Origin of the sequence: Candidatus Thiothrix phosphatis (genome assembly GCF_035668035.1) — a bacterium.
Classification (GTDB): Bacteria; Pseudomonadota; Gammaproteobacteria; order Thiotrichales; family Thiotrichaceae; genus Thiothrix; species Thiothrix phosphatis.
Map to the genome: position 1 here is coordinate 24579 of NZ_JAYMYJ010000105.1, position 21655 is coordinate 46233.

The following is a 21655-nucleotide window of genomic DNA, read 5'->3' on the forward strand; positions in this document are numbered from 1 at the left end:
CGGGGGCGGGAGGCCGTCGGGCAACACACACTAGGGTCTAATTACTCATGACAAAAGTTCACCATTTTTGGGGAAGCCGTCCTGTTTTGGCTTTCATGTTGCTGCTGGGGTTGGCGGCGACGCAACCAGCTGGGGCGTTTTACAATACTTATTCCGCTTTAGGGACCAACACCAACGAAATCATGGACGACGACGCCAGTGCGCCGTTCATCGACCTGATGAAAATGTCCCTGCCGTTCCGGGAGGCGCGGCAATTGAACAAGGGCAATATCCAGTATGACCGCAATGGTTGGCCGACCAGCATTTCCCAGGGGGGGCAGGCGGGCACCCGTTTTGTCAGCCGGTTGCCAGCGGGTGCCATTCCGCGCGGCCCGTATGTGGTGCTATACGATGGGGAAGGCGCGTTGGAATACGGCAATGACGCCACCCTGATGGAGCATACGCCCGGGCGCGACACCATCATGCTGGAGCCTGGCAAGGATAATGAATTCAATGCGACCTTGTTCATCAAGGCGACCAATCCGGCCAATTACGTGCGCAATATCCGCATCTTGCCGCCGGGCGGTGTCTGTTCCAGCAACCCTTTCCAACGGGTGGCGGGGCCGGGGCAATGCCGGGGGGATTATCTGGCGTTTGAACAATACTCCGGCAAAATCATTTTCAACCCCGATTACCTGGATTACATGAAGGATTTCCGCGTCATCCGTTTCATGAACATGAGTGGCATCACCCGCAATCCGGTGTATGCGTGGGAAGACCGCGCCAGTATCGACCAGCAGACCTGGGGCGGGTCGGAAGGGATACGCGGTGCGCCGATGGAGGTGATGGTGGAACTGGCCAACCGCCTGCATGCGGACCCGTGGTTTTCCATGCCGCATGCGGCCAGCGATGATTTCATCCGCCGGTTTGCCGAATACGTGAAAGTGAACCTTGACCCGACTCTGAAGGTGTATGTGGAGTACACCAATGAAGCCTGGAACGGCATTTTCACCCAACATGCCTACGTCAAGCAGCAGGGGCAGCGGTTGGGGCTGGATGCTGACCCGAACCAGGCGGCCTGGAAGTATTATTCCAAACGTTCAGTGGAGGTTTTCCGGGTGTGGGAACAGGCGTTCCAGGGCAATGCGCGGCTGGTGCGGGTGATGTCGGGGCTGGTGGGCAGCACGCAAATGACCAAGGCCATCCTGTCGTTTGGGGACGCTTACCGTTATACCGACGCCTATGCGGTGGCCCCGTATGTGTATGGCGACACTGACGCCCTGCGCCGGGCGCGCAGCGTGAGTGAGATTTTCCAGATCATGACCGACCCCAAATACCCGCATTCCCTACCGAATGAAATCAGCTCCATCGGCAAGCAGGCGGACATGGCGAAAAGTTTTGGCGTCGACCTGGTCGCTTACGAGGGCGGCCAGCACCTGGTGGACTGGAACACCAAGTCCGACAACCAGCATCCCAACAACCTGTTCTATCAGGCCAACCGCCATGCGCAAATGGGCGTCATTTATAAACGCCTGCTGGATGGCTGGCGGCAAGCGGGCGGCAAGCTGTTTGTCCAGTACACTTCGCCGCGCACGTACCGCAAGTACGGCAGTTTTGGCATCAAGGAATACATCACCCAGCCTGCTGGGCAAGCGCCCAAGTACCAGGCGATGATCAGTTTCATCCGCTCCAACCAATGTTGGTGGGAAGGCTGTTCCGGCAATACGCTGGTGCGGCACGCCAAGCCAGTGGTGACGTTGGAGGCGCTGAAAACCCAATCTGAACCCCTGGACGCCACTGCACCGCAATATGGGGCCGCTGATGCCCCATCCCCGGCAGATGGCGGGGTTCCTGCGCAAGCGGCGGCACCTGTGTCTGGGCGCATCCTGGTCGACATGCAGAATGGTGCCAATGAACAATACGCGGCGGGTGGGAACGCCCTCATCAGGCAGGTGCGTGACCGCAATGACGTTTGGCAGGGCAGCGCCTCCTATCAGCTCCGCTCCGTGGTCAACGGGCAGATAGACGGTGCACGGGATTTGGCGGCGATATGGCAGGCAAGCTGGGATCCGCAGAACCTTTACCTGCGGGTGTCGGTGGAAGATGACCACCCATTTGTCAGCGATTCCAGTGTGCCTTGGGAAGATGACGCTGTGGAAATTTACCTGGACGCGGATGGGTCAATGAACACCCAGTACGACCAGCGCAACGATTTCCACTTCATTTTCAGCCTCAAGGACGGCAAGGTCGCATTAGGCAAAAACTCGCCTCCTGTGAGCAGTGTGCCGATGAACCATGCCATTACCCGTTCCGCGAATGGTTATGTGCTGGAAGTCACCTTGCCGTGGAGTGCGTTGCGCGTGGTTCCCCGCCCCGGCCAGCGGATGGGGTTGGATGTGCATGTGGACGATGACGACGATGGTGGCGACCGTGACGGCAAGCTGACCTGGAAAGCGAGGCAGGACGAATCCTGGCGTAATCCCTCCTTGTTTGGGGGCGTAATCCTCAGCGAGTGATAATGGCGCAAGGGGCGGGCTTTGTGCCCGTCCGCCAGGATAACAGCAATAATGAGAGAGCGAGGAACCTACTATGGTGACGCCTGAACTATTGGCGGCTTATCACGCCACCCTCTATCAGGTGCGGCATTCACAGGGTGTGTTTACCCTGACGACCGACAATCCGTCGGCAGAATTGGTGGATTTGCTGCGTGAAACCGGCAGCCACTGCGCCGCTTTCATCACTGCCTGCAACCCGTATAGCTGGCCGGTGGGGGACGCCGAAAACGCCCGCGCCCAGCGGCGGCTGGCGAGCCAGTTACGGCAGGCTGGTTATGCCGCCATCCCGGCGATCGGGCTTGATCCGGCAGGCGAATGGCAGGGCGAGGAGAGCTTTCTGGTGCCGGGGCTGGAGTTGGAAGACGCCAAATTATTAGGCCGCCAATATGCGCAAAACGCCATTTTGTGGATGGACGCTGACGCCATTCCGCAACTGGTGTTATTGGATGGTTGAAGGGAAGCCTGCTTTGTCCGCGCATGTTTCCACGCCCGCTTTCGCCAGTTCCTGGTCAATGGCGGCGCAGATTTCACCCAACTCTTCCGGCAGCCAGTAAATCGGCAGGTTTTCCGGTGCTTCGGCTGTCCATTCGTTCTGAAGGCCAAAGAGGAATACGGTGAGCCTGCTGATTTCCACCAGTATGGAGAGGGCTGAGGGGATACAGGCGCTATTGGGCAGCACTAGGGCGTCAAAAGAGGCGCGTTCCAGTATCAGTGGCAGGTGGTCCAGCGTGGTTTGCGCGCCCAACAGGCTGACTTGGTAGCCATGATGGCTGAGGATATTGGCCAGCAACAAGGTTTCCACTTGCCCGTCATGCCCCGCCGTATTCACGATCAGCAGGCGTTTGCCATTGGCGCGGCTATTGTGTTGCAGATAGCGGGAGCCAAGCTTGGCGCACAAGAATTCATGCAGGAAAGCGTAATCCGCCGCTGTGGACGGCAATAGTTCCTGCTGTTCCCACAATTGCCGGTAGAACGGCAGCACCAGCTTTTGGGAGGCCAGCTCCAGCGAGTATAGCGACACGGCCTCATTGAAGGCGTGCTCCAGCGAGCGGGCGTCGAGCTGGCGGATCCAGCGTTGGAACAGGGCGCGGTAATGCCGCCATGGGTTGTCGGTTTGGATGTCCCTGGCAGGCTGTAACAGCATTGGGCGTGATTTGTTGCTGTCGAGCACGTCGCGTATCCTGCTGACGGGAATCCCTTGCTCAAGCAGGGTGAGCACCTGTTTGACCCGTTCCACATCCTGCTGGCTGTAGAGGCGATGGCCCTTGGGGGTGCGGTGTGGCTTCAGCAAGCCATGGCGACGTTCCCAAGCGCGCAAGGTGACAGTGTTTACCCCGGTCTGTTCCGAGACAGTGCCAATCGGGAATAGGGCGGTTTCATCAGCCATGATTGTACCAATGCGAGGCGTCACAAGGTTTGTATCAGTATTGTAGAGTATGCAATCAGGACATTATACCCATGTATGTCATACTTCGTGGAAACCCTGATAACGAGTGAGGAAGCGTTCAATGCCTTGAGTGCGGAAATGCTCCTCATCCCAGGCGAAAGGTTCGGCGATGTGCCGGTAGCTGGGTTTGAGGATATAGGTTTCAGCTAAACGGGTATGGCCGTTTGCAGTTGTGACCGGAGCAGGAAGGCGCAGGTAATATTCGCCTTCAAAATCATCCAGCCGCTTAATGTCGACGGAGCTGACGCTTAAATATAATACGCCGGTGATGCTGAAATGCTGGCTGGCTGGAATGGCGGCGGGATAGTCTTCACCCCTCACCGCCAGTCGCTGGTGGCCATGCAGGGTAGCGGATTGCGAGGCGTAACAGCCTTTTACGACCCGCGCCCACACGCGGTCAAACATCAATGATCCGTAGGTGAAGATATTTGCCATGATCTTGAATGGTAACATAAAAAAGCCGCCTTTAAAGGGCGGCTTTTAATGCTTGTAGTCAAGCTGTTGGTTTAACGGCCAAACAATTTGCTTGCCAGACCCATCGCGCCTTGTACACCACCCACGGCGTTCAACAAGCTGTTCATATCCAATGAGCCGTTTGGGGACGCCTTGTCAACGACTTCTGGAACAGACGCTTGCAAACCGCTGACAGCCTGTTCTGGGCTAATGCCCAGTTGCTGGGCGAAAGCGGCGATCTTGTCCTGTCCGAACATCTGGGCCAACTGGCCGCCAGAAGGCTGCTGGTTGGCACCATTGCCCAGCCATGAAGCCGCCAGTGATGCAAGGCCGGAATCACCGCCGCCTTGCATGCCGGAGATCATGGAGGCCAAACCGCCCAAACCACCAGCTTGAGCCTGATTTTGACTGTTGCCCATCAGCCCCATCAGGGCGGAGGCGATTTCAGTCATTTCCAATTGGCCATCGTGGTCTTTGTCCAGTTGGTTTTTGAACAGTTGGGCTGCGAGTTGCATCATATCCATTTTTGTTGATACCTCCGGTTAGATATTTTTGGGGATACGGATTTTCTGGCCAGGGAAGATCTTGTCTGCGTCTTTGATGACTTCACGGTTCACTTCCACAATCTTATTGAATTTGGAGCCATCACCATAGGCATGTTCAGCAATTTTCCACAGGGTGTCGCCTTTTTGGATGGTGTAAAACTCGTCATCACCAGCCACTTGGCTGCCGTCAGCGATAGTCATGTTGTCCGCTTTGACTTCCTGGATGCCCAATGCGTTGCCTGCCATCAAGACCGCTTTTTCCATGGCTTCAGCGGAGTTTGCTTCTCCGCTCAGTGTGGCGACTCCATCCTTAACATCAACCTGCAATCCGTTGACGCCAGGGTTGTCTTCTTCGATGTGCTGTTGGAGAGCTGCGGGTGCTTCCTCCTCTTTACCGAACAGTTTCTTGCCGATGTCACGGGCAAAATCGAACAGTCCCATCTTATTTTCTCCTATGTATTTACGAGTGGATCAATCTCCACGCATAGTATAGCCGGTTTATTGCAAATCAGCATTTAAACCGATGATCAGTCGATAGAAATGACAATAAGGTTCAATGGGGCTGTAGTTTGTTTTAGGCCAGGAACGCGCCGAATTTAACTAGCCGTTGTTGCCAATAAGTTCTGCTGAGGTTGTCGATAGAAACTTTTCCGCCACCTGAGGCTGCATGAATGAATTCCCCTCGCCCGATGTAAATGCCGACGTGATTGACGGCAGCTCCGCTGGTGCGGAAAAAAATCAGGTCGCCGGGGCGCATTTCTTCAAAACTGATGGTACGGCTGGCATTGCTTTGTTCGGCAGCAGTGCGTGGCAGGGTTATGCCGCGTGCATTTTTGTACACATATTGCGTCAGGCCACTGCAATCGAAGCCTTCACGGGGCGTTTCCCCACCCAGTTTGTATGGTGTGCCCAGTGCCTGATGGGCTTGAGCCAGCAGAGCGCGCCGGACAGGCGCATCAGCTGGTTCATATTGCTGCGAAAACGGTTGATACGGTTGTGAAAAAGATGATTGGGATGGATATGGCTGGCTATAACTGGCCTGATATACACCCGGAACCGTGTGGTTCCAATAAGGATATTGCGCATATTGCGGGTATGCCCCCATTGGCGCGCAACCCCCTATAAATGCTGCTGTAGCCCCCAGCAGCATAGCTGTTTTAATTTTCCCCATGATTTTATACCCTGCTTTTTGTTATGCATTTAGAACCAGGGTTAATTCTATAAGTTCAAAACTGAACACAGACAAAAAAACCCTTCCAAACATCATATTTGGAGGGGTTTATAGAAAATCGGAAATCTTTACCAATTGGTGCCGAAACTTTTATCGGTTTCATTGCCTAGTTTGGGCAAATCAGCCAAATCGTGAATGGTGCTCAATGGGCCATCTGGAAAAAGCTGGTATAGGTATTTGCGTCCTCCCATGGGGGCGAATTCTTCCTGCATCAAATCAGCCAGCATCCTGGCATTCTGGCAATCATCGCAATGCTCATAAAAATCCAGCACAAAATTAATGGCTTCCATCTGTTCGGGCGTTAGCTCAATATTGCGCTCGCGGGCATTTCGTTTAATCAGGCCATAAATGTTTTCAGTTTTAAGTACAGGCAATGGCGCGCGCGTAACAGGTTCTGCCCGAGGAAACATTTCATCCAAAGAAACATCGCTAAACAACATGACTTAACCCTCCTGATCTTGGCTTTTGTGGCGATGGTAAACAGCACTATCTCTACTGGTAGGGGCTGCTATATTTGTATATACCTCTAAAGTAGTATTCCTTAGTATCCAAGTCAAGTAATAACGGAGGAGGTTTTCATAAATGCTTGGCGAAAACTTAGAAGGGGCATGCGTTATGCTTCTGAATAAACTGGTATGGGAGCAGTCCGATGATTGATTTTCGACCCTGTTTCGGCAGCCTTACCCTGGCTGGTTATGGCTGGGAGCCTGCCGACTGGTCGCTGACGTTTTATCCGGATGATTTGCCGCCGGATTGGCATGTGTCGTATTACGCCACCGAATTCAACAGCGTGTTGCTACCGGCAGGTGGCTGGCAGGCTCCACTGATGGATGCGGCTTTCTGGTTGTCGGAGTTAGGCGCTGATTTTAGCTATTATGTCGAAATTAACCATGAGCTGATGCAGTCTGGGGTGTGGGCGCAGGTACAGGTCGCCGTTGAACGCTATCTGAGGGAGCAAGTGGCCGGGTTGCTGGTGGAAAACTTGGCCATGCCAGCGCTGCCTGTGGCATGGAAGGAATATTTCCCGGTGCACGTATTGCAGCCTGGGCAATTGTTGGCGGATATGCCTCCTATTGGCGCAATGGCACAGATTGCGTTGCTGAGGGCAAACCAGCCGCTTTCACCCATGGCATTGCGTAATATTTTTGAGCAAATGCAGCAGGGCACTTCCCACCGGGATATTGTCCTGTTCGTGGACGCATCCTGGGCGACAGTGGGGCAGATACGCCTGATGCAGCAACTCTATGGCGTCTGAACAGCTGGGGCGGTTAACGGTAATGGTTGCGGGGGTTATAACGGTAAGGGTCATATCGGTTGGGCGCTGGAAAATGGTGCCCCGGCTGTTGCTGGTAGTATTCCACGCCTTGCCCCATCATTTGTTCAAATACGCCGCTTTTTTCCATGTAATAGGCTAGCCCACCCAGTACGGTTAACCCCAGCAAAATGGCAAACACAATCTTGACAATGCTGTAAGGCCGTTCGCCCTGCGTTTTGCCGTTGCGCCCATTGATGACGAAGCGGTAGGTTTCGCCATTGTAGCGGAACGCAGCAGACCAGACCGGCAACAGCAAATGTTTGAAGGTGCGGGCGGAATGCTGGGTTTGCAGGTTGGCGACCCGCTGCTGGTCGCCGCCAATGTCGCTGAGCACGGCGTTATAGATGCGGCTGTCCATAATGCTGCGGGCTTCCTCGAAGCCTTCATCCAGGTCGATCTGGTAAATTTCGCTCTGGAAGCCGCTCAGGTAGCTTTCACTGTAGGGAACCAGGTTCGGCAAGTCCCATGGCTCCAGCCGGTCGAGGATGGCACGGGGCAGGGTGCGGGTCGCCCCAACCAGCACGTCGTCGAAAAATAGCCTCACCCGCCCGCTTGCCGGTGTCCAGCGGATACGGGGCACGGTTTGCATTTGTTGGCGTGGCTGCCCGTTGACGATGACGGTGACGAGCTGCCGTTCGTAATAAACTGTTCCCCGTTCCCCCCGGTAAAACGTGTCGGTATGGCTATCGAATGTCCAGTAGGGGATGTAGATGCCCAACAGCTTTTCATCCCGTTTGGCCTTGTCTTTCAAGGCGGAAGGCGCAAACCAAAGGTTGCCTATCCAGTTGTCAAACGCGCTGCGCGCATCCTTTTCGGTGATCAGGAATGGCAGCAAGGATTTCGGCTGGAACAGGCGCACCTGTTCCGTGCCGGTGACGACTGGTGTGCCGCAGAACGGGCAATCGCCCGCATTGCGGTTTGGTTTCAGTTCAAAAATGGCGGAGCAATTGGGGCACTTGATGACCTGGGTGTTGTCGAGCGGGCGCAGCTTGCCTTGTTCTATGGCCCGCAGCGCCTGCTCGAAATTGTATTCCCGAATTTGGCCGGTGCTTTGCCGGATGAGGTTGGTGTGCCCGCAATATCCGCAAACCAGGGTGTCGGTTCCTGGCTTGAAGGTCAGGTCAGCGCCGCACTCTTCACAGGGAAAGTGCTGTTGGTTGGTGTTGTCCGCCATTCAAGTTTTCGTTGTTATTCTGTGCCTTGCGGAGGGGCGGAAGGTGGGATGGGCGGCGGCGGCTGGCTTGCGAACACCCCATTGAGTGCCGCGACTTTCCCCGCCTCCTGCCAATTCTCCATGCCTGTCTGCCAAACCAAGGTGACGGTGTTCAGCTGGCCGCTTTGCGCCATTTGCTGCAACTGTTGGAGCGAGTATGGGCCTTTGGTTTCCTGCCCGATGGCGACATGCCAGTTGGCGTCCGGTAACGGCGGCGGTGTTGGGGCCGACGGCCTGTTCAGCACTTCCGACATCTTGTTGGCGACGGCAAGCCCCATGCCCATATCCAGCGCGCTATTGGAGCTGCCGCTGCCGACGCCTTGCGCAGTCTGGTATTGCAGGTACTTGTCCAGGTTGCCGAGCACGCCCATGCTGGCGCGCTTGTCGAACGCATCTTCCACCTCGGTGGGAAGGGAAATGTTTTCCACCAGAATGCTGGTCAGCTTGAGGCCATAGGCAGCAAATTCAGGCGCAATTTTCTGGGTGACGAATTGACCCAGTTGTTCATAGTTGGCGGCCATGTCCAGCACCGGGATATTGGCGCTGGCGACCACGCTGCTGAAGCGGGTGACGATCAGGTTGCGCAGTTGGTCACTGATTTCATCCACCGTGAAGTGGCCGTCAGTGCCCATGATTTCCTGCATGAACTTGCGGGCGTCGTCAATGCGGATGGAATAGGTGCCGAATGCGCGCAGCCGCACCCCGCCAAACTCACTGTCGCGGATCATCACCGGATTGCGGGTTCCCCATTTCAGGTTGGTGAACTGCTTGGTGTTGAAAAAATAGACTTCCGCCTTGAACGGGCTTTGGAAACCGTGGCTCCAACTCTGCAAAGTGGAAAGCACCGGCAGGTTTTTGGTTTCCAACACGTATAGCCCAGGGCCGAGCACGTCGGCGACTTCGCCTTCGTTCACAAAAATGGCGGTTTGTGATTCACGCACAGTCAGTTTGGCACCGTATTTGATCTCGTTGCCGTGCCGCTCGAAGCGGTACACCATGGTGTCGTTGCTGTCATCAGTCCAGGCGATGACATCAACGAATTCACCCATCAGTTTGTCCCATAGTCCCATGTCAGGCTCCTGTCGCTTGGGTTGGGTTGTCGGTTCTGGCTTTGGCGGCCAGCAGGGCTTGGCGCAGGCTGCTTTCCATCGTCTGGAGTTCGCCTTCGGCTTTGGCGCGCTTGGCCTTGCCCTCGTCGGCGATACGCAGCGAGTCGTTGATGGTTTCGATCAGGGTTTGGTTGGCTTTCTTGACGGATTCAATGTCAAACACGCCGCGTTCCATTTGCTTGCGGGTTTCCTCGTTGCCCAGGCGCAGGGTTTCGGCATTTTTTTCCAGCAGTTCATTGGTCAGGTCGCCCGCTTCCTTGACCACTTTGGCGGCGTCGCTCATGCGGAAAATGGTGACTGCCTGCGCCAATTGGTTTTTCCACAACGGTACGGTATTGATCAGGGTGGAGTTGATTTTGTTGATCAGGGTTTTGTCATTTTCTTGCACCAGGCGAATGCTGGGCAGGCTTTGCATCGCCACTTGACGGGTCAGGCGCAAGTCGTGCACGCGGCGTTCCAGGTCATCACGGGCGCTGCGCAGGTCACGCAGGTTTTGCGCCAGAATCAGGTCATCCGTTTTTGCCCCGGCTTCAGCGGCCAGTTTGGGGATGTCGTCATTGTCCAGGCGGCGCAATTTTTCATCACCGGCAGTGATGTAGGTTTCCAGGTTGTGGAAGAAATCCAGGTTGGCCTCATACAGCTTGTCGAGCGTCACGACGTCGGTCAGCAATTGGGTTTTGTGGGCTTCCATCTGGTCGGTGATGGAGTCGATCTGTTTGCGCACATCTTCATATTTGCTCATGAACTCCACAACAGGTTTGGCTTTGCCGATCAGCTTTTCCCACCAACTGGGTTCTTCATTCGGGTTGAGGGCTTCCACGTCAAAGCCCTTGATGGCTGTGATCATGCTGGTCAGGGCGGCACCTGCCGCGCCAATATCCTTGTTTTTCACGCCATTGAGCATCTTTTCGGAAATGGCGGTCATCTGTTCTTGGGTTTTGGTGCCAAAGAACATGATGCTGCTGCGATCCTGCATGTCAATTTCGTCAATAATGTTTTCTATTTGGTGTTTTTGCGGCTCTGCGGCCTGATCATAGGCAACCAGCTCAGTGGAGACTTCCGGTAATGGTGCAAGTTCAGTGCCGGGGACAACCGCTGGTGCTGTTTGGGTGGCGGTTGTGACGGTCGTGGTCTGGGCTTCATTCATGGTGGTTTTCTCCTGAGTATCTTTATGATTTAAAGGACGCCTTCACGTTTTAACTGGGTTTCCAACACTTCCATTTGCACATCCAGGTCAAACTGGTTGTCTTCCAGAAGTTTGGCTTGCTGTTCTGTAAATGTTTGTTCAAGTGAGTCGAGCACTCGGCTGAAATTGGTTTCCAAGGCTGTAGGGACAGCCTGTTGCCCCTGGTGGGTGCGGGCATAGCCTTCCGTCACCTGTTGGGTTCCATCCAGGTAGACTTTGAGGAACTTGCGGGCACGGCTCAGACGGGTCGGGTCATCTTCGATGCTGTCGAGTATTTCACGCGCCTTGCTGGTGATGCGTTGCAGGCGGGCGTTGAATTCCGGGTTGCTGATTTTGTGGCGGGCGTTGTCAATGGCATCAATTTTGATATTGGCGGCGTCCAAGGCGTCCAACACTTCATCGATGGTGACGCCGATGGATAGCCCATTTGCTTTGTCCCTGCGGGGATCCAGCCCATAGTAGAGCGCGAACCCGAGGAAGGCGGCCGCGCCAATCAGCAAAGCTTCGGGAATGGCGGAGAGCGTGAAACTGGATGCCCACCAATCCAACAGGGCAGTGTTGGCGCTGATCAGCAAAGCTGCAACGGTTTTGAACGGGGTGGATGGGGCGCGGGCAATCTTTTTGCGCTCATATTCGCCTTGTAGCCTGAAGCCTTGGCGGGCAATGGTGGCACCCAACATATATGCGGCAAATGCCCCACCTGTAAGCAGGGTGTCAAACACTGCGCCCCGTATCAGTGAGGCAATAGCGGTAATCAGGACTGGCAACGGCAACAAGTAAAGCAGGATGCCCTTGATGCCGTAGCGCATGTCATGGATGGTAGAATCATAGCGTTTGGCGGCAGTCATGACATTTCCTTTAGCCGAGTAGGGGAGGGATCAGGTGGAAGATGGAAAGCATGCTGACACCCCCAACCGTGACCAACAAAAGAATGAAGCCAACTATTTTTTTTAACGCATACGCCATGCCTTCGTCCTCTTTTTATAATCAGTGGTTAAGTGTAGCGTGTATATGAGGCCATCACCTATTCTATTCAAGCCTCTGGCGCAGAAAAAGATTTTATTTATGAACGGAAGCTGTATATAATAGGCATCATTACAAAAAAAAGCGGGTCATGAAAGACCCGCGTTTTGTGAAGGTGACTCAAGAACGCCGAAGCTATAGAAACTTCGGAGGGATGAAGGCAAACCCCCTGTTTGACGCCTTCAATCCGGTTCTCAATCCTTACCTTTCAACCAGCTCCCCAATGAATGGCCGGTTGGTAGGGTAAGTTTGAGAAATGAAACTTCAGCGCGCCGTCATTCCGAATCTCTTATGCCATTGAGTGTCAGAACGGCGGAACAGCTTATTTTTGTATTTCAGATACTTCTGACGACGAAACCGTTACCACAAACCCCAAGTTCACGATTCCTTGCTGAAGTTGTGCTTATGGTAAGCTTGGGTCACTGAATCGAACCTTAACCTCTGGGTTATTTTTTGCTCGATAAAAACAAGGCTGGATCGACTGCTTCGCCATTCAAATAGACAGACCAATGCAAGTGTGGGCCAGTGGCTCTGCCAGTGCTGCCGACTTTACCGATAACTTCCCCCTGTTGAACGACATCGCCAGGCTGTACGTCGATTTCACTTAAATGGGCGTACATGCTGATAATGCCTGAACCATGATCAACGTATATGGTGTTTCCACTGAAAAAGAAATCGCCCGTATAGAGCACCTGTCCAGCAGCTGCCGCCTTGACTGGCGTACCTTTGGCGGCGGCGATATCCATGCCGCTGTGCGGGCTGCGTGGCTGATTGTTGATGATGCGGCGTAACCCGAAGCGTCCGGTATCATGGCCAGGCGCAGGCCTAATGAAATCCAAGGCTGGCGGCTCTTCAGTGAAATGGGTTCTGATTTGTTTTTGAATAGCCTGTTCCTGAATGATGCGTTGTGAGGACTCTTCATCCGGATTGACTTTGTTTTTATCTTTTATGCTGATTTGTTGGGTTCTGTATTGCTTGGGTTGGATCTGGAAATTGATGGTTTCGCCATTTTGCAGGTACAGCGCCTGTGTTCCGGCCGTTGCGTCCAGTGGAATGCCCACTAGCGCCATCCATTGGTTATCAACAGGCGCAACCGTTACCCTGACCCCTTCATACTGTACAATCGGAGGAGAACCTGACAACGGCGACACCGGAATTTGGGCAATGCCACCAGGAACTGAGTTAGCGCGCGGAAAAGCCGCAAGATTGGCTGAATACAGGACGATACTGAACAGTAACCATTTTTTCATTTTTATTGACCTGGCAAGTTGGTATTGAAACAGATGATGAAGCATAACATAAGTGCGGGTCGAATGCGGGACATACAATCCTTCCATGTCATGGCGCTGTTGGCGGAGGCGCGCAAACGGGAGTCCGCAGGACAGGATATTATCCATTTGGAGATTGGCGAGCCGGATTTTCCGACTCCGGCTCCAATTGTGGAGGCAGGCATCCGGGCTTTACAGGCAGGGCGCACCAAGTACACGGCAGCCTGTGGGTTGCCACAACTGCGCGAGGCTATTGCCGGTTATTATGCTGACCGTTTTGGGGTCAACATTGCACCAGGGCGTATTCTTGTCACACCCGGAGCGTCGGGGGCTTTGCAACTGGTGTTGGGGAGTTTGTTGAATCCCGCCGATGAAGTGCTGATGACTGATCCAGGTTACCCTTGTAACCGCCATTTTGTACGCCTGTTTGAGGGCAAGGCAACGGGGATTGCGGTCGGGGCCGATACAGATTACCAACTGACCTCTGCCCACATTCATTCACATTGGAGCGTCCGCACACGGGCAGTATTGTTGGCCACTCCCTCCAATCCTACCGGAATGGTGCTGGGGGCTGACACGCTGAGGGATATTTACTCGGCAGTCCAGCAGCATGGCGGTGAGTTGATTGTGGATGAAATCTATCAAGGGTTGGTGTATGGCACCCATGATTATACGGCCTTGTCGATAAATCCTGAAAATATCTGGGTGATCAACAGCTTCTCCAAATACTTTGGTATGACTGGATGGCGGCTTGGTTGGGTGGTCGCGCCGGAGTGGGCGGTTGAAACGCTAGACCGGTTGGCGCAGAACATTTTTCTGGCACCATCAACACCCGCGCAATATGCTGCATTGGCTGCTTTTTCCCCTCAATCATTGGCGATCATGGAGCAACAACGGCAGGAGTTGTTGTTGCGGCGTGATTTTCTGTTGCCTGCATTGCGCGAGTTAGGGTTCTCAGTCCAGCGTGAGCCACAAGGGGCATTTTATATTTATGCCGGATCAGAGCGTTTTGGCGAAGACGCCCAACGCTTATGTCTGGATATGCTGGATAAAAGTGGCGTAGTGTTTACACCGGGCATTGATTTTGGAACACATCAGGCAAATGTGCATGTGCGCTTTGCTTACACCACTGGTGTCAAACGGCTAGGGCAGGCGGTGGAAAGGCTCGCCTGCTGTTTGCCGTATTGATTTAATTGCTGAAAGTATTGCACTCGTTCATGTTGCCAGACTGAAAGCCGCGCTGGAACCAACTTACGCGCTGTTGGGATGTGCCATGCGTGAAGGAGTCCGGATTGACGGCGCGCCCTGACATGCGTTGCAAACGGTCGTCACCAATGGATTGCGCCGCCGTCATGGCTTCTTCCACATCGCCGCTCTCCAGCATGTTGAACTTGGTTTGTACGTAATGTCCCCATACCCCGGCAAAGCAATCGGCCTGTAATTCCAGCGCAACCGATAGGGCATTGCCGTCGCGTTCGCTGGAGCGGGCTTGAAGGTTAGAAACTTTATCCGTAATGCCCAGCAGGTTCTGCACATGATGGCCTACTTCATGTGCCAACACATAAGCCTGGGCAAAGTCACCCGATGCGCCCAAGCCTGCAAGTTCCCGATAAAATCCCAGGTCAATGTAAACTTTTTGGTCGCCTGGACAATAAAAAGGGCCGGTTGAGGCGGTGGAATAGCCACAGGCGGTGTCAATCTGGTCGGTGAACAGCACTAGCTTCGGTTTGGTGTACTGTTTGCCCATTTGCTGGAAAACGGGTGTCCATACATCTTCCGTGCTGGCGAGGATGGTGGAAACAAATTTGCCCATGTCGTCATGTGGGGTGCCAGTCTGCACAGCGCTTGAAGAGCCGCCGCCGATCCCCCCAAGGATGGTGTTTGCGCCGCCGATAAGGCCCAATAGCTGTATGGGGTTCGCCCCCATGAACCAGCCAACCAGGACAATGGCGACAGTCCCCACCAGTCCGATGTGAAATCCGCCAACCCTGCCGCCGCCGCCATTGCGCCGGTCTTCGACATTGTCGCTCTGCCTTCCTGTCCTCCAACGCATACTTTCTCTCCAATAAGAATTTTCATAGGAAAATTTTCACAATTTCTGTGAACTAAAGCCAAATACACACTCTCTGTCAACTTATAAATGGCTATTACGTTATGGAAACAGAGTACCCGGCTTATTGCAGGGGGGAAGAGGGGCGCTCAAAGGAACATGATGATAACTGCGGTGCTGATAACCGGCCATGACAACCGGTGGGAAAGGGATTCGCATAAGGAAGAAGGCTTGGAAATAAATGCGCGGCTAAACAATTTCCTGCGGGAAGTTGAGCGGCGGGCGTTCGTCACTGCGCGTCTGGCGACCCAGGATGAAGATGAGGCGATGGATATTGTGCAGGATGCGATGTTCAAACTGGTTCAAAAGTATTCAGGCCACACGGAGAAGGAGTGGGGCGCGTTGTTTCATGCCATCCTGCACAGCCGGATCAATGATTGGCACCGCCGTCAGAAGGTGCGCAATCGCTGGCGGGTGTTTTTCTTTGCAGAAAACAAGGAAGAGGAATATCAGCCAGAAGAGCAGGTTGCCCAAACCCAGTTTCTTGAGCCGGAGCCTCAACTATTACAGGATGAGCTAAGCGCCATTATGTTGGCGGCGGTGGGAAAACTGCCATTGCGTCAGCAGCAGGCTTTGTTGCTGCGTGCATGGGAAGGCTATGACATTACGGAAACTGCCAGGATCATGCGCTGTTCAGAAGGGAGTGTGAAGACACACTATTCAAGGGCTATCCACAGTTTGCGGGAAAAACTGGGAGATCACAAATGACAGGTATGACTAAAGAATTTACTGAGCGGTTACTGGTGGAGGCAGTCAGGCAGGGGATGGATGAGACCACCGGGAACCTCGATTGGCAAACTCAGGCCCGCCTGACGCGTATGCGTTTGCTGGCGCAGGAGCAGTCTGGCCATTTGTCTGAGGGGGCTGGCTTCTCATCGTTTTCACGGGGATTTGCAGTCGCAACCGCTGTCACATTGGCAATTACCCTTTGGGTTTTACCCAATGTTAAGGATTCATTGCCAGGGGCGGCTCCAATGTTGGGCGATAGGACAGCGAAAACGTCGGATGTGGAATTGGACGCTAATGTTATGGATGTCCTGATGTCCAATGAAGATATGGACTTTCTAGAAAATCTGGAAATATACGAGTGGCTGGAGGCTGAATACGGCTAGCCAAATGATCTAAGGAGATAGGCATGAAAAGGAAGGGAATCCTGATAGGTTATTGCATGTTGGCTGCATTGACTTGGATGGCGCCTATATCGGCTGAGGAGAATTCAGATGATATTACGGCGATGCTCACATGGTGGGATGAATTCGGTAGCGATTGGGAAGAAGCTAAAGAATTGATCGATTTTGTCGCGATGGATACGACGCCGTATCTGGTGGCGGACAACACTATGGAGATGCAAGATGGGAAGCGTCGGCAATAATGTTTGGCCTAGGCTGATAGGTTCTTTGTTTACGATGGTGATGCTGCTTATTGGTGGGAATGCAATGGCGGAACCGGTCAGATGGAATGACCTTAATAGCACTGAAAAATCGGTATTAAAGGCATTTCAGGGCGAGTGGGAAGGTTTTTCTGAGAAAAAACAAAATATTTTACGTCGTTGGGCCAGTAAGCCCGAGTCGGAGCGGGCCAGGATCAAAAAACGTTACGCGGAATGGAAACAGCTGTCACCACAACAGCAACGGAAAGTTGCCCAACAATTGAAACGTTTTAAAACGATGTCGCCTTCACAAAAGGCAAGAGTGCGTGCATGGCACGAATGGGTACAGAAACTGCCTGAAGGGGAGCGCAAAAAACTGCGTGAATCCTGGCCAACGATGACTGATGCCGAGCGCCGGGCTTACATGAAAGAATTGCAGAAAAAGTATGGCCATAGTTAAATTTGTTATGCTGTTTTATAGATTGTATTTTTATTTAAAATCTAAATTAAGCACGTTATATTCAGCTTGTATTCAGGTTAAGTTTTGGTCTCTATATTTTGGTTATACACAAGATACTGTAAAAACAGTTATTTATGTATTTCGTTAAGTTTGTGTTCAGGTCTTCTCGTTGATGTAGATTTATGCTAACCTGCTATCAGAAAAGTTCTTAGAGTGTCAACAAAAGTCGGGGTAAGTGATTTTCCATAGCGAAATGCTTATAAAGATGGAAGGTTGCTTATGCTGCTGCTGAAAACAGCTAAAGGCTTTGCCTTTACAAAAAAGGAGTCTCAGGAATGCTAAAACCACAAACCCATGTGGATGAGAAGGAGGATGCTGCTTTTGCTCCACTGGATGAGGAAAATATTGGCGATGGGCTTGAAGAACTGGATGAAGCCGGTGATTCCGAAGATGATGCAGCAGGTTTCTCGGATATTGCAGCTCCCTTATCTTCGGGGGAAATTGACGCCACACAAATGTACCTCCGGGAAATTGAATTTTCCCCTCTTTTGACTCCTGAAGAAGAAGTCCTGTATGGGCGTCTTGTGCGTCAGGGTGATGCGTTTGGTCGCCAAAAGATGATCACCTGCAATCTGCGGTTGGTGGTGAAAATTGCCCGCCGTTACATGGGGAGAGGCCTGCCGCTGCCCGATTTGATTGAAGAGGGTAATTTGGGGTTGATCCATGCGGTTGAAAAATTTGACCCGGAACGCGGGTTCCGTTTTTCCACCTACGCCACTTGGTGGATTCGTCAGAATATTGAGCGCGCGCTGATGAATCAAACCCGCACCATCCGTTTGCCAATCCATGTCAACAAGGAACTGAACGCTTACATGCGCAAGGTGCGGGAGATGACCCAGAAATTGGGTTATGAACCTTCTCTTCCGCAAGTGGCGGAAGCCATGGATAAGCCTATCGAAGTTTTGCGCAAATTGCTGGATTTCAACGAGCGGATCACTTCGCTGGATGTCACTGTTGGCAAAGATGGCGATAGTCCCCTGGTTGATTTCGTCAGTACGGAAAGCAGCGACGAACCTGATAGCAAGCTGGAGGATGAAGACATTACCCAGTCGGTCGACAACTGGTTGGGGCAACTTGAGTTCAAGCAGCGGGAAGTCGTCATGCGCCGGTTTGGTTTAAATGGGCATGAACGGGCGACACTGGAGCAGGTGGGCGAAGCGCTGGGGTTGACTCGTGAACGTGTGCGCCAAATTCAAATGGACGCCCTCAAGCGCTTGCGCCGCATTCTGGAGAATAAAGGCCTGTCAGGGGAAAGCCTGCTGGGTATTGCCTGAACAGTTAGGCTTGAACCAGTGTTTGCATTGGCTTAACGAAGCAAAAACGCCGCAGCCACGCGGCGTGTTTCACTGAGCAGGATATTATAAGTACGGCAAGCGGCGTCATTGCCCATGATTTCAAAACCGACGCCGTTTTGCACCAGTGCCCTCCAAACAGCGGGAGATGGCATGTTTTGGGCGGGGTCGCTACCGATAATGATGACTTCTGCGCCAAGCTCGAATAACGGATCCAAATGGCGAGGCTCCAGTTCTTGTAGGCTTTTGGGTTCCCAGTCCCTGTGCAGCGTTTGTGGGCCAAGCAGGAAACTGTGTTGCAGCATTTCCTGATTGACCTTGACCCAGCCTTCCCCGTAGCCGGTGATGCGGTAAAGGGCGTTTCCGATGTCTTCGCTGAATTTCATTTCCTTTTCCCTACCTGTTCTGCAATTGACAGTCTGCATGGTGAATTGTAATGTGGCTGGCTTACAAATGGCCCCAGTGAATGGGTAATGTTCCTTTGATGGATTCAGAATAGTGCAGGACAATTTTCAAAGAATAAACCGGCTCCCGACCTATGTTTTCAAAATCACTGATGCGCTCAAAAAAGAAGCGCGAGCCAATGGCGAGGATATCATTGACTTCGGGATGGGGAACCCTGATCAGCCTACGCCTAAACATATTGTAGACAAATTGGTGGAAACGGCCTTGCGCAATGACACCCACCGCTACTCTATGTCACGCGGCATCCCGCGCCTGCGCAAAGCCATCAGTAATTGGTACAAGCGCAAATTCGATGTGGATATTGACCCGGAAACTGAGGCGATCGCCACCATTGGTTCCAAGGAAGGCCTGGCACATCTGGCGCTGGCGACCATGAGCCGGGGCGACACGGTGCTGGTGCCCAATCCGGCTTACCCCATCCATCCCTATGGCAGCATTATTGCCGATGCCGATATCCGGCATGTGCCGATGGTTCCGGGCAGGGATTTTTTCGCTGAATTGGAAGCCGCCATCAAGAACTCCTGGCCGGTGCCGAAGATGCTGATCCTGAATTTTCCGGGCAACCCGACGGGGCAGGTGGTGGATCTGGACTTTTTCGAGCGTGTCATCAGGATTGCCAAGGAACACCAAATCTGGGTCATTCACGACATTGCCTACGGTGAAATCTGTTTCGATGGCTATAAGGCGCCGTCCATCCTGCAAGTGGAAGGGGCGAAAGATATCGCCGTTGAGTTTTACTCCCTGTCCAAGACCTACAACATGCCGGGCTGGCGGGTAGGTTTCATGTGTGGCAACCCGACCCTGGTCAAGGCGCTGGAGCGGATCAAGTCCTATCTGGATTACGGCACGTTCACCCCGATCCAGGTGGCCGCCATCCAGGCGTTGGATGGGCCGCAGGATTGTGTGGAGGAAATCCGCAGCATGTATGAAAGCCGCCGCAATGTCCTGTGCGATGGCCTCAATGCAGCGGGCTGGTCGGTCGAGCGCCCCAAGGCCAGCATGTTCGTCTGGGCCAAAATCCCTGAACAGTATGCACACATGGGTTCGTTGGAATTCGCCAAGAAAGTGCTGGCTGACGCCAAAGTGGCGGTGTCGCCAGGTATCGGTTTTGGCGAATATGGCGATGATCACGTCCGTTTCAGCCTGATTGAAAATGAGCACCGGACACGTCAGGCGATCCGCAACATTAAGCAAATGTTCCGTAAAGATCAGGGCGCGGCATAAATAAGCTGGGCGTCCTGCCATTCAATTGGAGGAGTAAGCATGGAGCCTGTCAAGGTTGGTCTGCTGGGGTTGGGAACCGTCGGTGGCGGTACTGCGACTGTTTTGAAACGTAATGCGGAAGAAATTGCCCGTCGTGCAGGCCGCGGCATCGTAATCGATTACGCCGCCAACCTGAACCTTAGTCGTGCCGAACAATTGGGCTTGGGTGATGTGCGCCTGACCGAGGATGCGTTCGATGTCGTCAGCGATCCGGACATCCAGATTGTGGTGGAGTTGATTGGCGGCTACACCGTGGCGCGTGATCTGGTGCTGCGGGCAATCCACAATGGCAAGCATATTGTGACGGCGAACAAGGCGCTGATAGCGTTGCACGGCAATGAAATTTTCGCCGCAGCCCAAGAACAGGGTGTCATGGTGGCGTTTGAAGCGGCGGTCGCAGGCGGCATCCCGGTCATCAAGGCGGTGCGTGAAGGTCTGGCGGCCAACCGTATCGAATGGCTGGCGGGCATCATCAATGGCACTGGCAACTTCATCCTCACGGAAATGCGTGACAAGGGCCGCGCTTTTGGCGACGTGTTGAGCGAGGCGCAGACGTTGGGTTACGCTGAAGCTGACCCCACCTTTGATGTGGAGGGGATCGACGCCGCCCACAAGCTGACCATTCTCTCCGCCATCGCGTTTGGCATCCCGCTGCAATTCAAGCAGACCTATACCGAGGGCATCACGAAAATCACGGCGGAAGATGTCACCTATGCGACTGAGCTTGGCTACCGCATCAAGCACTTGGGGATTGCGCGCCGCACCGCCAAAGGCATCGAACAGCGGGTGCACCCGACCCTGATCCCGCATCGCCGCCTGATCGCCAATGTCGATGGGGTCATGAATGCCGTGCTGGTGAAAGGCGACGCAGTGGGGCCGACCCTGTACTACGGCGCTGGGGCTGGCGCGGAACCAACCGCTTCCGCCGTCATCGCCGATCTGGTGGACATTGCCCGTGCGCTGACCTCCGACCCGACCAACCGTGTGCCGCATCTGGCGTTTCAGCCCAGCAGCTTGGCGGACACGGCCATTTTGCCGATCGAAGAAGTGGAAACGGCGTTCTATTTGCGCATGTGCGCGCTGGACCGTCCGGGCGTGCTGGCGGATGTCACCCGCATTCTCGGCGACCGCCAGATCAGCATCGAAGCCTTCATCCAGAAAGAGCCGAAAACCGGCGAAAACAAGGTTGACATTATCATGCTGACCCAGCGGGTGCGCGAAGGCAACATGGACGAAGCGATTACGGCCATTGAGGCGCTGGAAAGCATTTGCAGCAGCGTTACCCGCATCCGCGTAGAAAGCCTGGGCTAAG

The 21655-nt window shown here is 53.7% G+C and carries 24 protein-coding genes; 11 read left to right on the plus strand and 13 right to left on the minus strand.

All coding sequences use genetic code 11. The features are described from left to right. Positions 1-47 precede the first annotated feature (47 nt). Together VSS37_RS10655 and VSS37_RS10660 are read left to right on the plus strand one after the other, a co-directional pair. Positions 48-2495, plus strand: a complete 2448-nt coding sequence (locus VSS37_RS10655) for a sugar-binding protein (protein ID WP_324695052.1) — start codon at positions 48-50, stop codon at positions 2493-2495. 73 nt (positions 2496-2568) lie between these two features. Next, entirely contained in the window at positions 2569-2988 is a 420-nt protein-coding gene (locus VSS37_RS10660; protein ID WP_324695054.1) for a DUF3293 domain-containing protein, read from the plus strand. Here the strand turns inward: VSS37_RS10660 and VSS37_RS10665 are convergent. The 6 genes from VSS37_RS10665 to VSS37_RS10690 all read right to left on the minus strand — a co-directional run bounded on the left by VSS37_RS10665 (position 2974) and on the right by VSS37_RS10690 (position 6650). Beyond that, positions 2974-3921, minus strand: coding sequence for a MerR family transcriptional regulator (locus tag VSS37_RS10665; RefSeq protein ID WP_324695056.1), 948 nt, complete (start codon positions 3919-3921; stop codon positions 2974-2976). The two genes, VSS37_RS10660 and VSS37_RS10665, sit on opposite strands and share 15 nt — an antisense overlap. Positions 3922-3999: 78 nt before the next feature. Then, positions 4000-4434 carry a gamma-glutamylcyclotransferase family protein gene (locus tag VSS37_RS10670; RefSeq protein ID WP_324695058.1) on the minus strand — a complete coding sequence of 145 codons (435 nt, stop codon included), beginning with the start codon at positions 4432-4434 and terminating at the stop codon, positions 4000-4002. A 53-nt stretch (positions 4435-4487) separates the two neighbouring features. After that, positions 4488-4958, minus strand: a complete 471-nt coding sequence (locus VSS37_RS10675; RefSeq protein WP_324695060.1) for a YidB family protein — start codon at positions 4956-4958, stop codon at positions 4488-4490. 18 nt (positions 4959-4976) lie between these two features. Beyond that, positions 4977-5420 (minus strand): peptidoglycan-binding protein LysM, encoded by a 444-nt coding sequence (gene lysM, locus VSS37_RS10680; protein WP_324695062.1) that lies wholly within the window; start codon positions 5418-5420, stop codon positions 4977-4979. Between the two features lie 133 nt (positions 5421-5553). Further along, positions 5554-6084: a C40 family peptidase gene (locus tag VSS37_RS10685; protein ID WP_324695063.1), complete on the minus strand. Its 531-nt coding sequence runs from the start codon at positions 6082-6084 to the stop codon at positions 5554-5556. 194 nt (positions 6085-6278) lie between these two features. Further along, positions 6279-6650, minus strand: coding sequence for a TusE/DsrC/DsvC family sulfur relay protein (locus tag VSS37_RS10690; RefSeq protein WP_324695065.1), 372 nt, complete (start codon positions 6648-6650; stop codon positions 6279-6281). Positions 6651-6859: 209 nt separating this feature from the next. Here VSS37_RS10690 and VSS37_RS10695 point away from each other — a divergent pair, with 209 nt between their 5' ends. Next, positions 6860-7465 carry a hypothetical protein gene (locus tag VSS37_RS10695; RefSeq protein WP_324695067.1) on the plus strand — a complete coding sequence of 202 codons (606 nt, stop codon included), beginning with the start codon at positions 6860-6862 and terminating at the stop codon, positions 7463-7465. Positions 7466-7478: 13 nt separating this feature from the next. Here the strand turns inward: VSS37_RS10695 and VSS37_RS10700 are convergent, their stop codons facing one another. The 5 genes from VSS37_RS10700 to VSS37_RS10720 form a co-directional block, all read right to left on the minus strand. Beyond that, on the minus strand, positions 7479-8699 hold the full coding sequence (locus VSS37_RS10700) for a TFIIB-type zinc ribbon-containing protein (protein WP_324695068.1): 1221 nt from the start codon (positions 8697-8699) through the stop codon (positions 7479-7481). Between the two features lie 14 nt (positions 8700-8713). After that, positions 8714-9808: an SPFH domain-containing protein gene (locus VSS37_RS10705; RefSeq protein ID WP_324695070.1), complete on the minus strand. Its 1095-nt coding sequence runs from the start codon at positions 9806-9808 to the stop codon at positions 8714-8716. Between the two features lies 1 nt (position 9809). Further along, positions 9810-10994 (minus strand): toxic anion resistance protein, encoded by a 1185-nt coding sequence (locus tag VSS37_RS10710; RefSeq protein WP_324695072.1) that lies wholly within the window; start codon positions 10992-10994, stop codon positions 9810-9812. A gap of 29 nt (positions 10995-11023) precedes the next feature. After that, complete coding sequence (locus tag VSS37_RS10715; protein ID WP_324695074.1) at positions 11024-11881, minus strand: 5-bromo-4-chloroindolyl phosphate hydrolysis family protein; 858 nt, start codon at positions 11879-11881, stop codon at positions 11024-11026. Positions 11882-12502: 621 nt separating this feature from the next. Next, positions 12503-13393, minus strand: a complete 891-nt coding sequence (locus VSS37_RS10720) for a peptidoglycan DD-metalloendopeptidase family protein (protein WP_324695075.1) — start codon at positions 13391-13393, stop codon at positions 12503-12505. Between VSS37_RS10720 and VSS37_RS10725 the strand changes: the two genes are divergently transcribed. After that, complete coding sequence (locus VSS37_RS10725) at positions 13370-14512, plus strand: pyridoxal phosphate-dependent aminotransferase (protein WP_324695076.1); 1143 nt, start codon at positions 13370-13372, stop codon at positions 14510-14512. The two genes, VSS37_RS10720 and VSS37_RS10725, sit on opposite strands and share 24 nt — an antisense overlap. 1 nt (position 14513) lies before the next feature. On the opposite strand, the gene ypfJ is transcribed toward VSS37_RS10725, so the two are convergent. Further along, the gene (ypfJ, locus tag VSS37_RS10730) at positions 14514-15377 is read right to left on the minus strand and encodes a KPN_02809 family neutral zinc metallopeptidase (RefSeq protein WP_324695078.1); all 864 of its coding nucleotides are present in this window, start codon (positions 15375-15377) and stop codon (positions 14514-14516) included. A gap of 156 nt (positions 15378-15533) precedes the next feature. On the opposite strand from ypfJ, the gene VSS37_RS10735 reads away from it, so the two are divergent. The 5 genes from VSS37_RS10735 to rpoS all read left to right on the plus strand — a co-directional run bounded on the left by VSS37_RS10735 (position 15534) and on the right by rpoS (position 18597). Beyond that, a complete protein-coding gene (locus tag VSS37_RS10735; RefSeq protein ID WP_324695079.1) occupies positions 15534-16142 on the plus strand; it encodes an RNA polymerase sigma factor in 609 nt (202 codons plus the stop codon). Beyond that, a complete protein-coding gene (locus tag VSS37_RS10740) occupies positions 16139-16546 on the plus strand; it encodes a hypothetical protein (protein ID WP_324695080.1) in 408 nt (135 codons plus the stop codon). Before VSS37_RS10735 ends, VSS37_RS10740 begins: the two co-directional genes overlap by 4 nt. A gap of 23 nt (positions 16547-16569) precedes the next feature. Beyond that, on the plus strand, positions 16570-16806 hold the full coding sequence (locus VSS37_RS10745) for a hypothetical protein (RefSeq protein ID WP_324695082.1): 237 nt from the start codon (positions 16570-16572) through the stop codon (positions 16804-16806). Next, positions 16787-17263: a DUF3106 domain-containing protein gene (locus tag VSS37_RS10750; protein ID WP_324695084.1), complete on the plus strand. Its 477-nt coding sequence runs from the start codon at positions 16787-16789 to the stop codon at positions 17261-17263. Before VSS37_RS10745 ends, VSS37_RS10750 begins: the two co-directional genes overlap by 20 nt. A gap of 335 nt (positions 17264-17598) precedes the next feature. Continuing rightward, on the plus strand, positions 17599-18597 hold the full coding sequence (gene rpoS / locus VSS37_RS10755) for an RNA polymerase sigma factor RpoS (protein WP_324695086.1): 999 nt from the start codon (positions 17599-17601) through the stop codon (positions 18595-18597). 32 nt (positions 18598-18629) lie between these two features. On the opposite strand, the gene VSS37_RS10760 is transcribed toward rpoS, so the two are convergent. Next, complete coding sequence (locus VSS37_RS10760; RefSeq protein ID WP_324695087.1) at positions 18630-19001, minus strand: Mth938-like domain-containing protein; 372 nt, start codon at positions 18999-19001, stop codon at positions 18630-18632. Between the two features lie 112 nt (positions 19002-19113). Here VSS37_RS10760 and alaC point away from each other — a divergent pair, with 112 nt between their 5' ends. Beyond that, positions 19114-20304, plus strand: a complete 1191-nt coding sequence (alaC, locus tag VSS37_RS10765) for an alanine transaminase (RefSeq protein WP_324695089.1) — start codon at positions 19114-19116, stop codon at positions 20302-20304. Between the two features lie 39 nt (positions 20305-20343). Further along, positions 20344-21654: a homoserine dehydrogenase gene (locus VSS37_RS10770; RefSeq protein ID WP_324695090.1), complete on the plus strand. Its 1311-nt coding sequence runs from the start codon at positions 20344-20346 to the stop codon at positions 21652-21654. The last annotated feature ends 1 nt before the right edge of the window (position 21655 follow it).

What these genes read in the sequence shown, in the direction of transcription:
- VSS37_RS10655 (WP_324695052.1), top strand. Translation starts at nt 48, where the DNA reads ATGACAAAAGTTCACCATTTTTGGGGAAGCCGTCCTGTTTTGGCTTTC.
- VSS37_RS10660 (WP_324695054.1), top strand. Translation starts at nt 2,569, where the DNA reads ATGGTGACGCCTGAACTATTGGCGGCTTATCACGCCACCCTCTATCAG.
- VSS37_RS10665 (WP_324695056.1), bottom strand. Translation starts at nt 3,921, where the DNA reads ATGGCTGATGAAACCGCCCTATTCCCGATTGGCACTGTCTCGGAACAG.
- VSS37_RS10670 (WP_324695058.1), bottom strand. Translation starts at nt 4,434, where the DNA reads ATGTTACCATTCAAGATCATGGCAAATATCTTCACCTACGGATCATTG.
- VSS37_RS10675 (WP_324695060.1), bottom strand. Translation starts at nt 4,958, where the DNA reads ATGGATATGATGCAACTCGCAGCCCAACTGTTCAAAAACCAACTGGAC.
- lysM (WP_324695062.1), bottom strand. Translation starts at nt 5,420, where the DNA reads ATGGGACTGTTCGATTTTGCCCGTGACATCGGCAAGAAACTGTTCGGT.
- VSS37_RS10685 (WP_324695063.1), bottom strand. Translation starts at nt 6,084, where the DNA reads ATGGGGGCATACCCGCAATATGCGCAATATCCTTATTGGAACCACACG.
- VSS37_RS10690 (WP_324695065.1), bottom strand. Translation starts at nt 6,650, where the DNA reads ATGTTGTTTAGCGATGTTTCTTTGGATGAAATGTTTCCTCGGGCAGAA.
- VSS37_RS10695 (WP_324695067.1), top strand. Translation starts at nt 6,860, where the DNA reads ATGATTGATTTTCGACCCTGTTTCGGCAGCCTTACCCTGGCTGGTTAT.
- VSS37_RS10700 (WP_324695068.1), bottom strand. Translation starts at nt 8,699, where the DNA reads ATGGCGGACAACACCAACCAACAGCACTTTCCCTGTGAAGAGTGCGGC.
- VSS37_RS10705 (WP_324695070.1), bottom strand. Translation starts at nt 9,808, where the DNA reads ATGGGACTATGGGACAAACTGATGGGTGAATTCGTTGATGTCATCGCC.
- VSS37_RS10710 (WP_324695072.1), bottom strand. Translation starts at nt 10,994, where the DNA reads ATGAATGAAGCCCAGACCACGACCGTCACAACCGCCACCCAAACAGCA.
- VSS37_RS10715 (WP_324695074.1), bottom strand. Translation starts at nt 11,881, where the DNA reads ATGACTGCCGCCAAACGCTATGATTCTACCATCCATGACATGCGCTAC.
- VSS37_RS10725 (WP_324695076.1), top strand. Translation starts at nt 13,370, where the DNA reads ATGCGGGACATACAATCCTTCCATGTCATGGCGCTGTTGGCGGAGGCG.
- VSS37_RS10720 (WP_324695075.1), bottom strand. Translation starts at nt 13,393, where the DNA reads ATGGAAGGATTGTATGTCCCGCATTCGACCCGCACTTATGTTATGCTT.
- ypfJ (WP_324695078.1), bottom strand. Translation starts at nt 15,377, where the DNA reads ATGCGTTGGAGGACAGGAAGGCAGAGCGACAATGTCGAAGACCGGCGC.
- VSS37_RS10735 (WP_324695079.1), top strand. Translation starts at nt 15,534, where the DNA reads ATGATGATAACTGCGGTGCTGATAACCGGCCATGACAACCGGTGGGAA.
- VSS37_RS10740 (WP_324695080.1), top strand. Translation starts at nt 16,139, where the DNA reads ATGACAGGTATGACTAAAGAATTTACTGAGCGGTTACTGGTGGAGGCA.
- VSS37_RS10745 (WP_324695082.1), top strand. Translation starts at nt 16,570, where the DNA reads ATGAAAAGGAAGGGAATCCTGATAGGTTATTGCATGTTGGCTGCATTG.
- VSS37_RS10750 (WP_324695084.1), top strand. Translation starts at nt 16,787, where the DNA reads ATGGGAAGCGTCGGCAATAATGTTTGGCCTAGGCTGATAGGTTCTTTG.
- rpoS (WP_324695086.1), top strand. Translation starts at nt 17,599, where the DNA reads ATGCTAAAACCACAAACCCATGTGGATGAGAAGGAGGATGCTGCTTTT.
- VSS37_RS10760 (WP_324695087.1), bottom strand. Translation starts at nt 19,001, where the DNA reads ATGAAATTCAGCGAAGACATCGGAAACGCCCTTTACCGCATCACCGGC.
- VSS37_RS10770 (WP_324695090.1), top strand. Translation starts at nt 20,344, where the DNA reads ATGGAGCCTGTCAAGGTTGGTCTGCTGGGGTTGGGAACCGTCGGTGGC.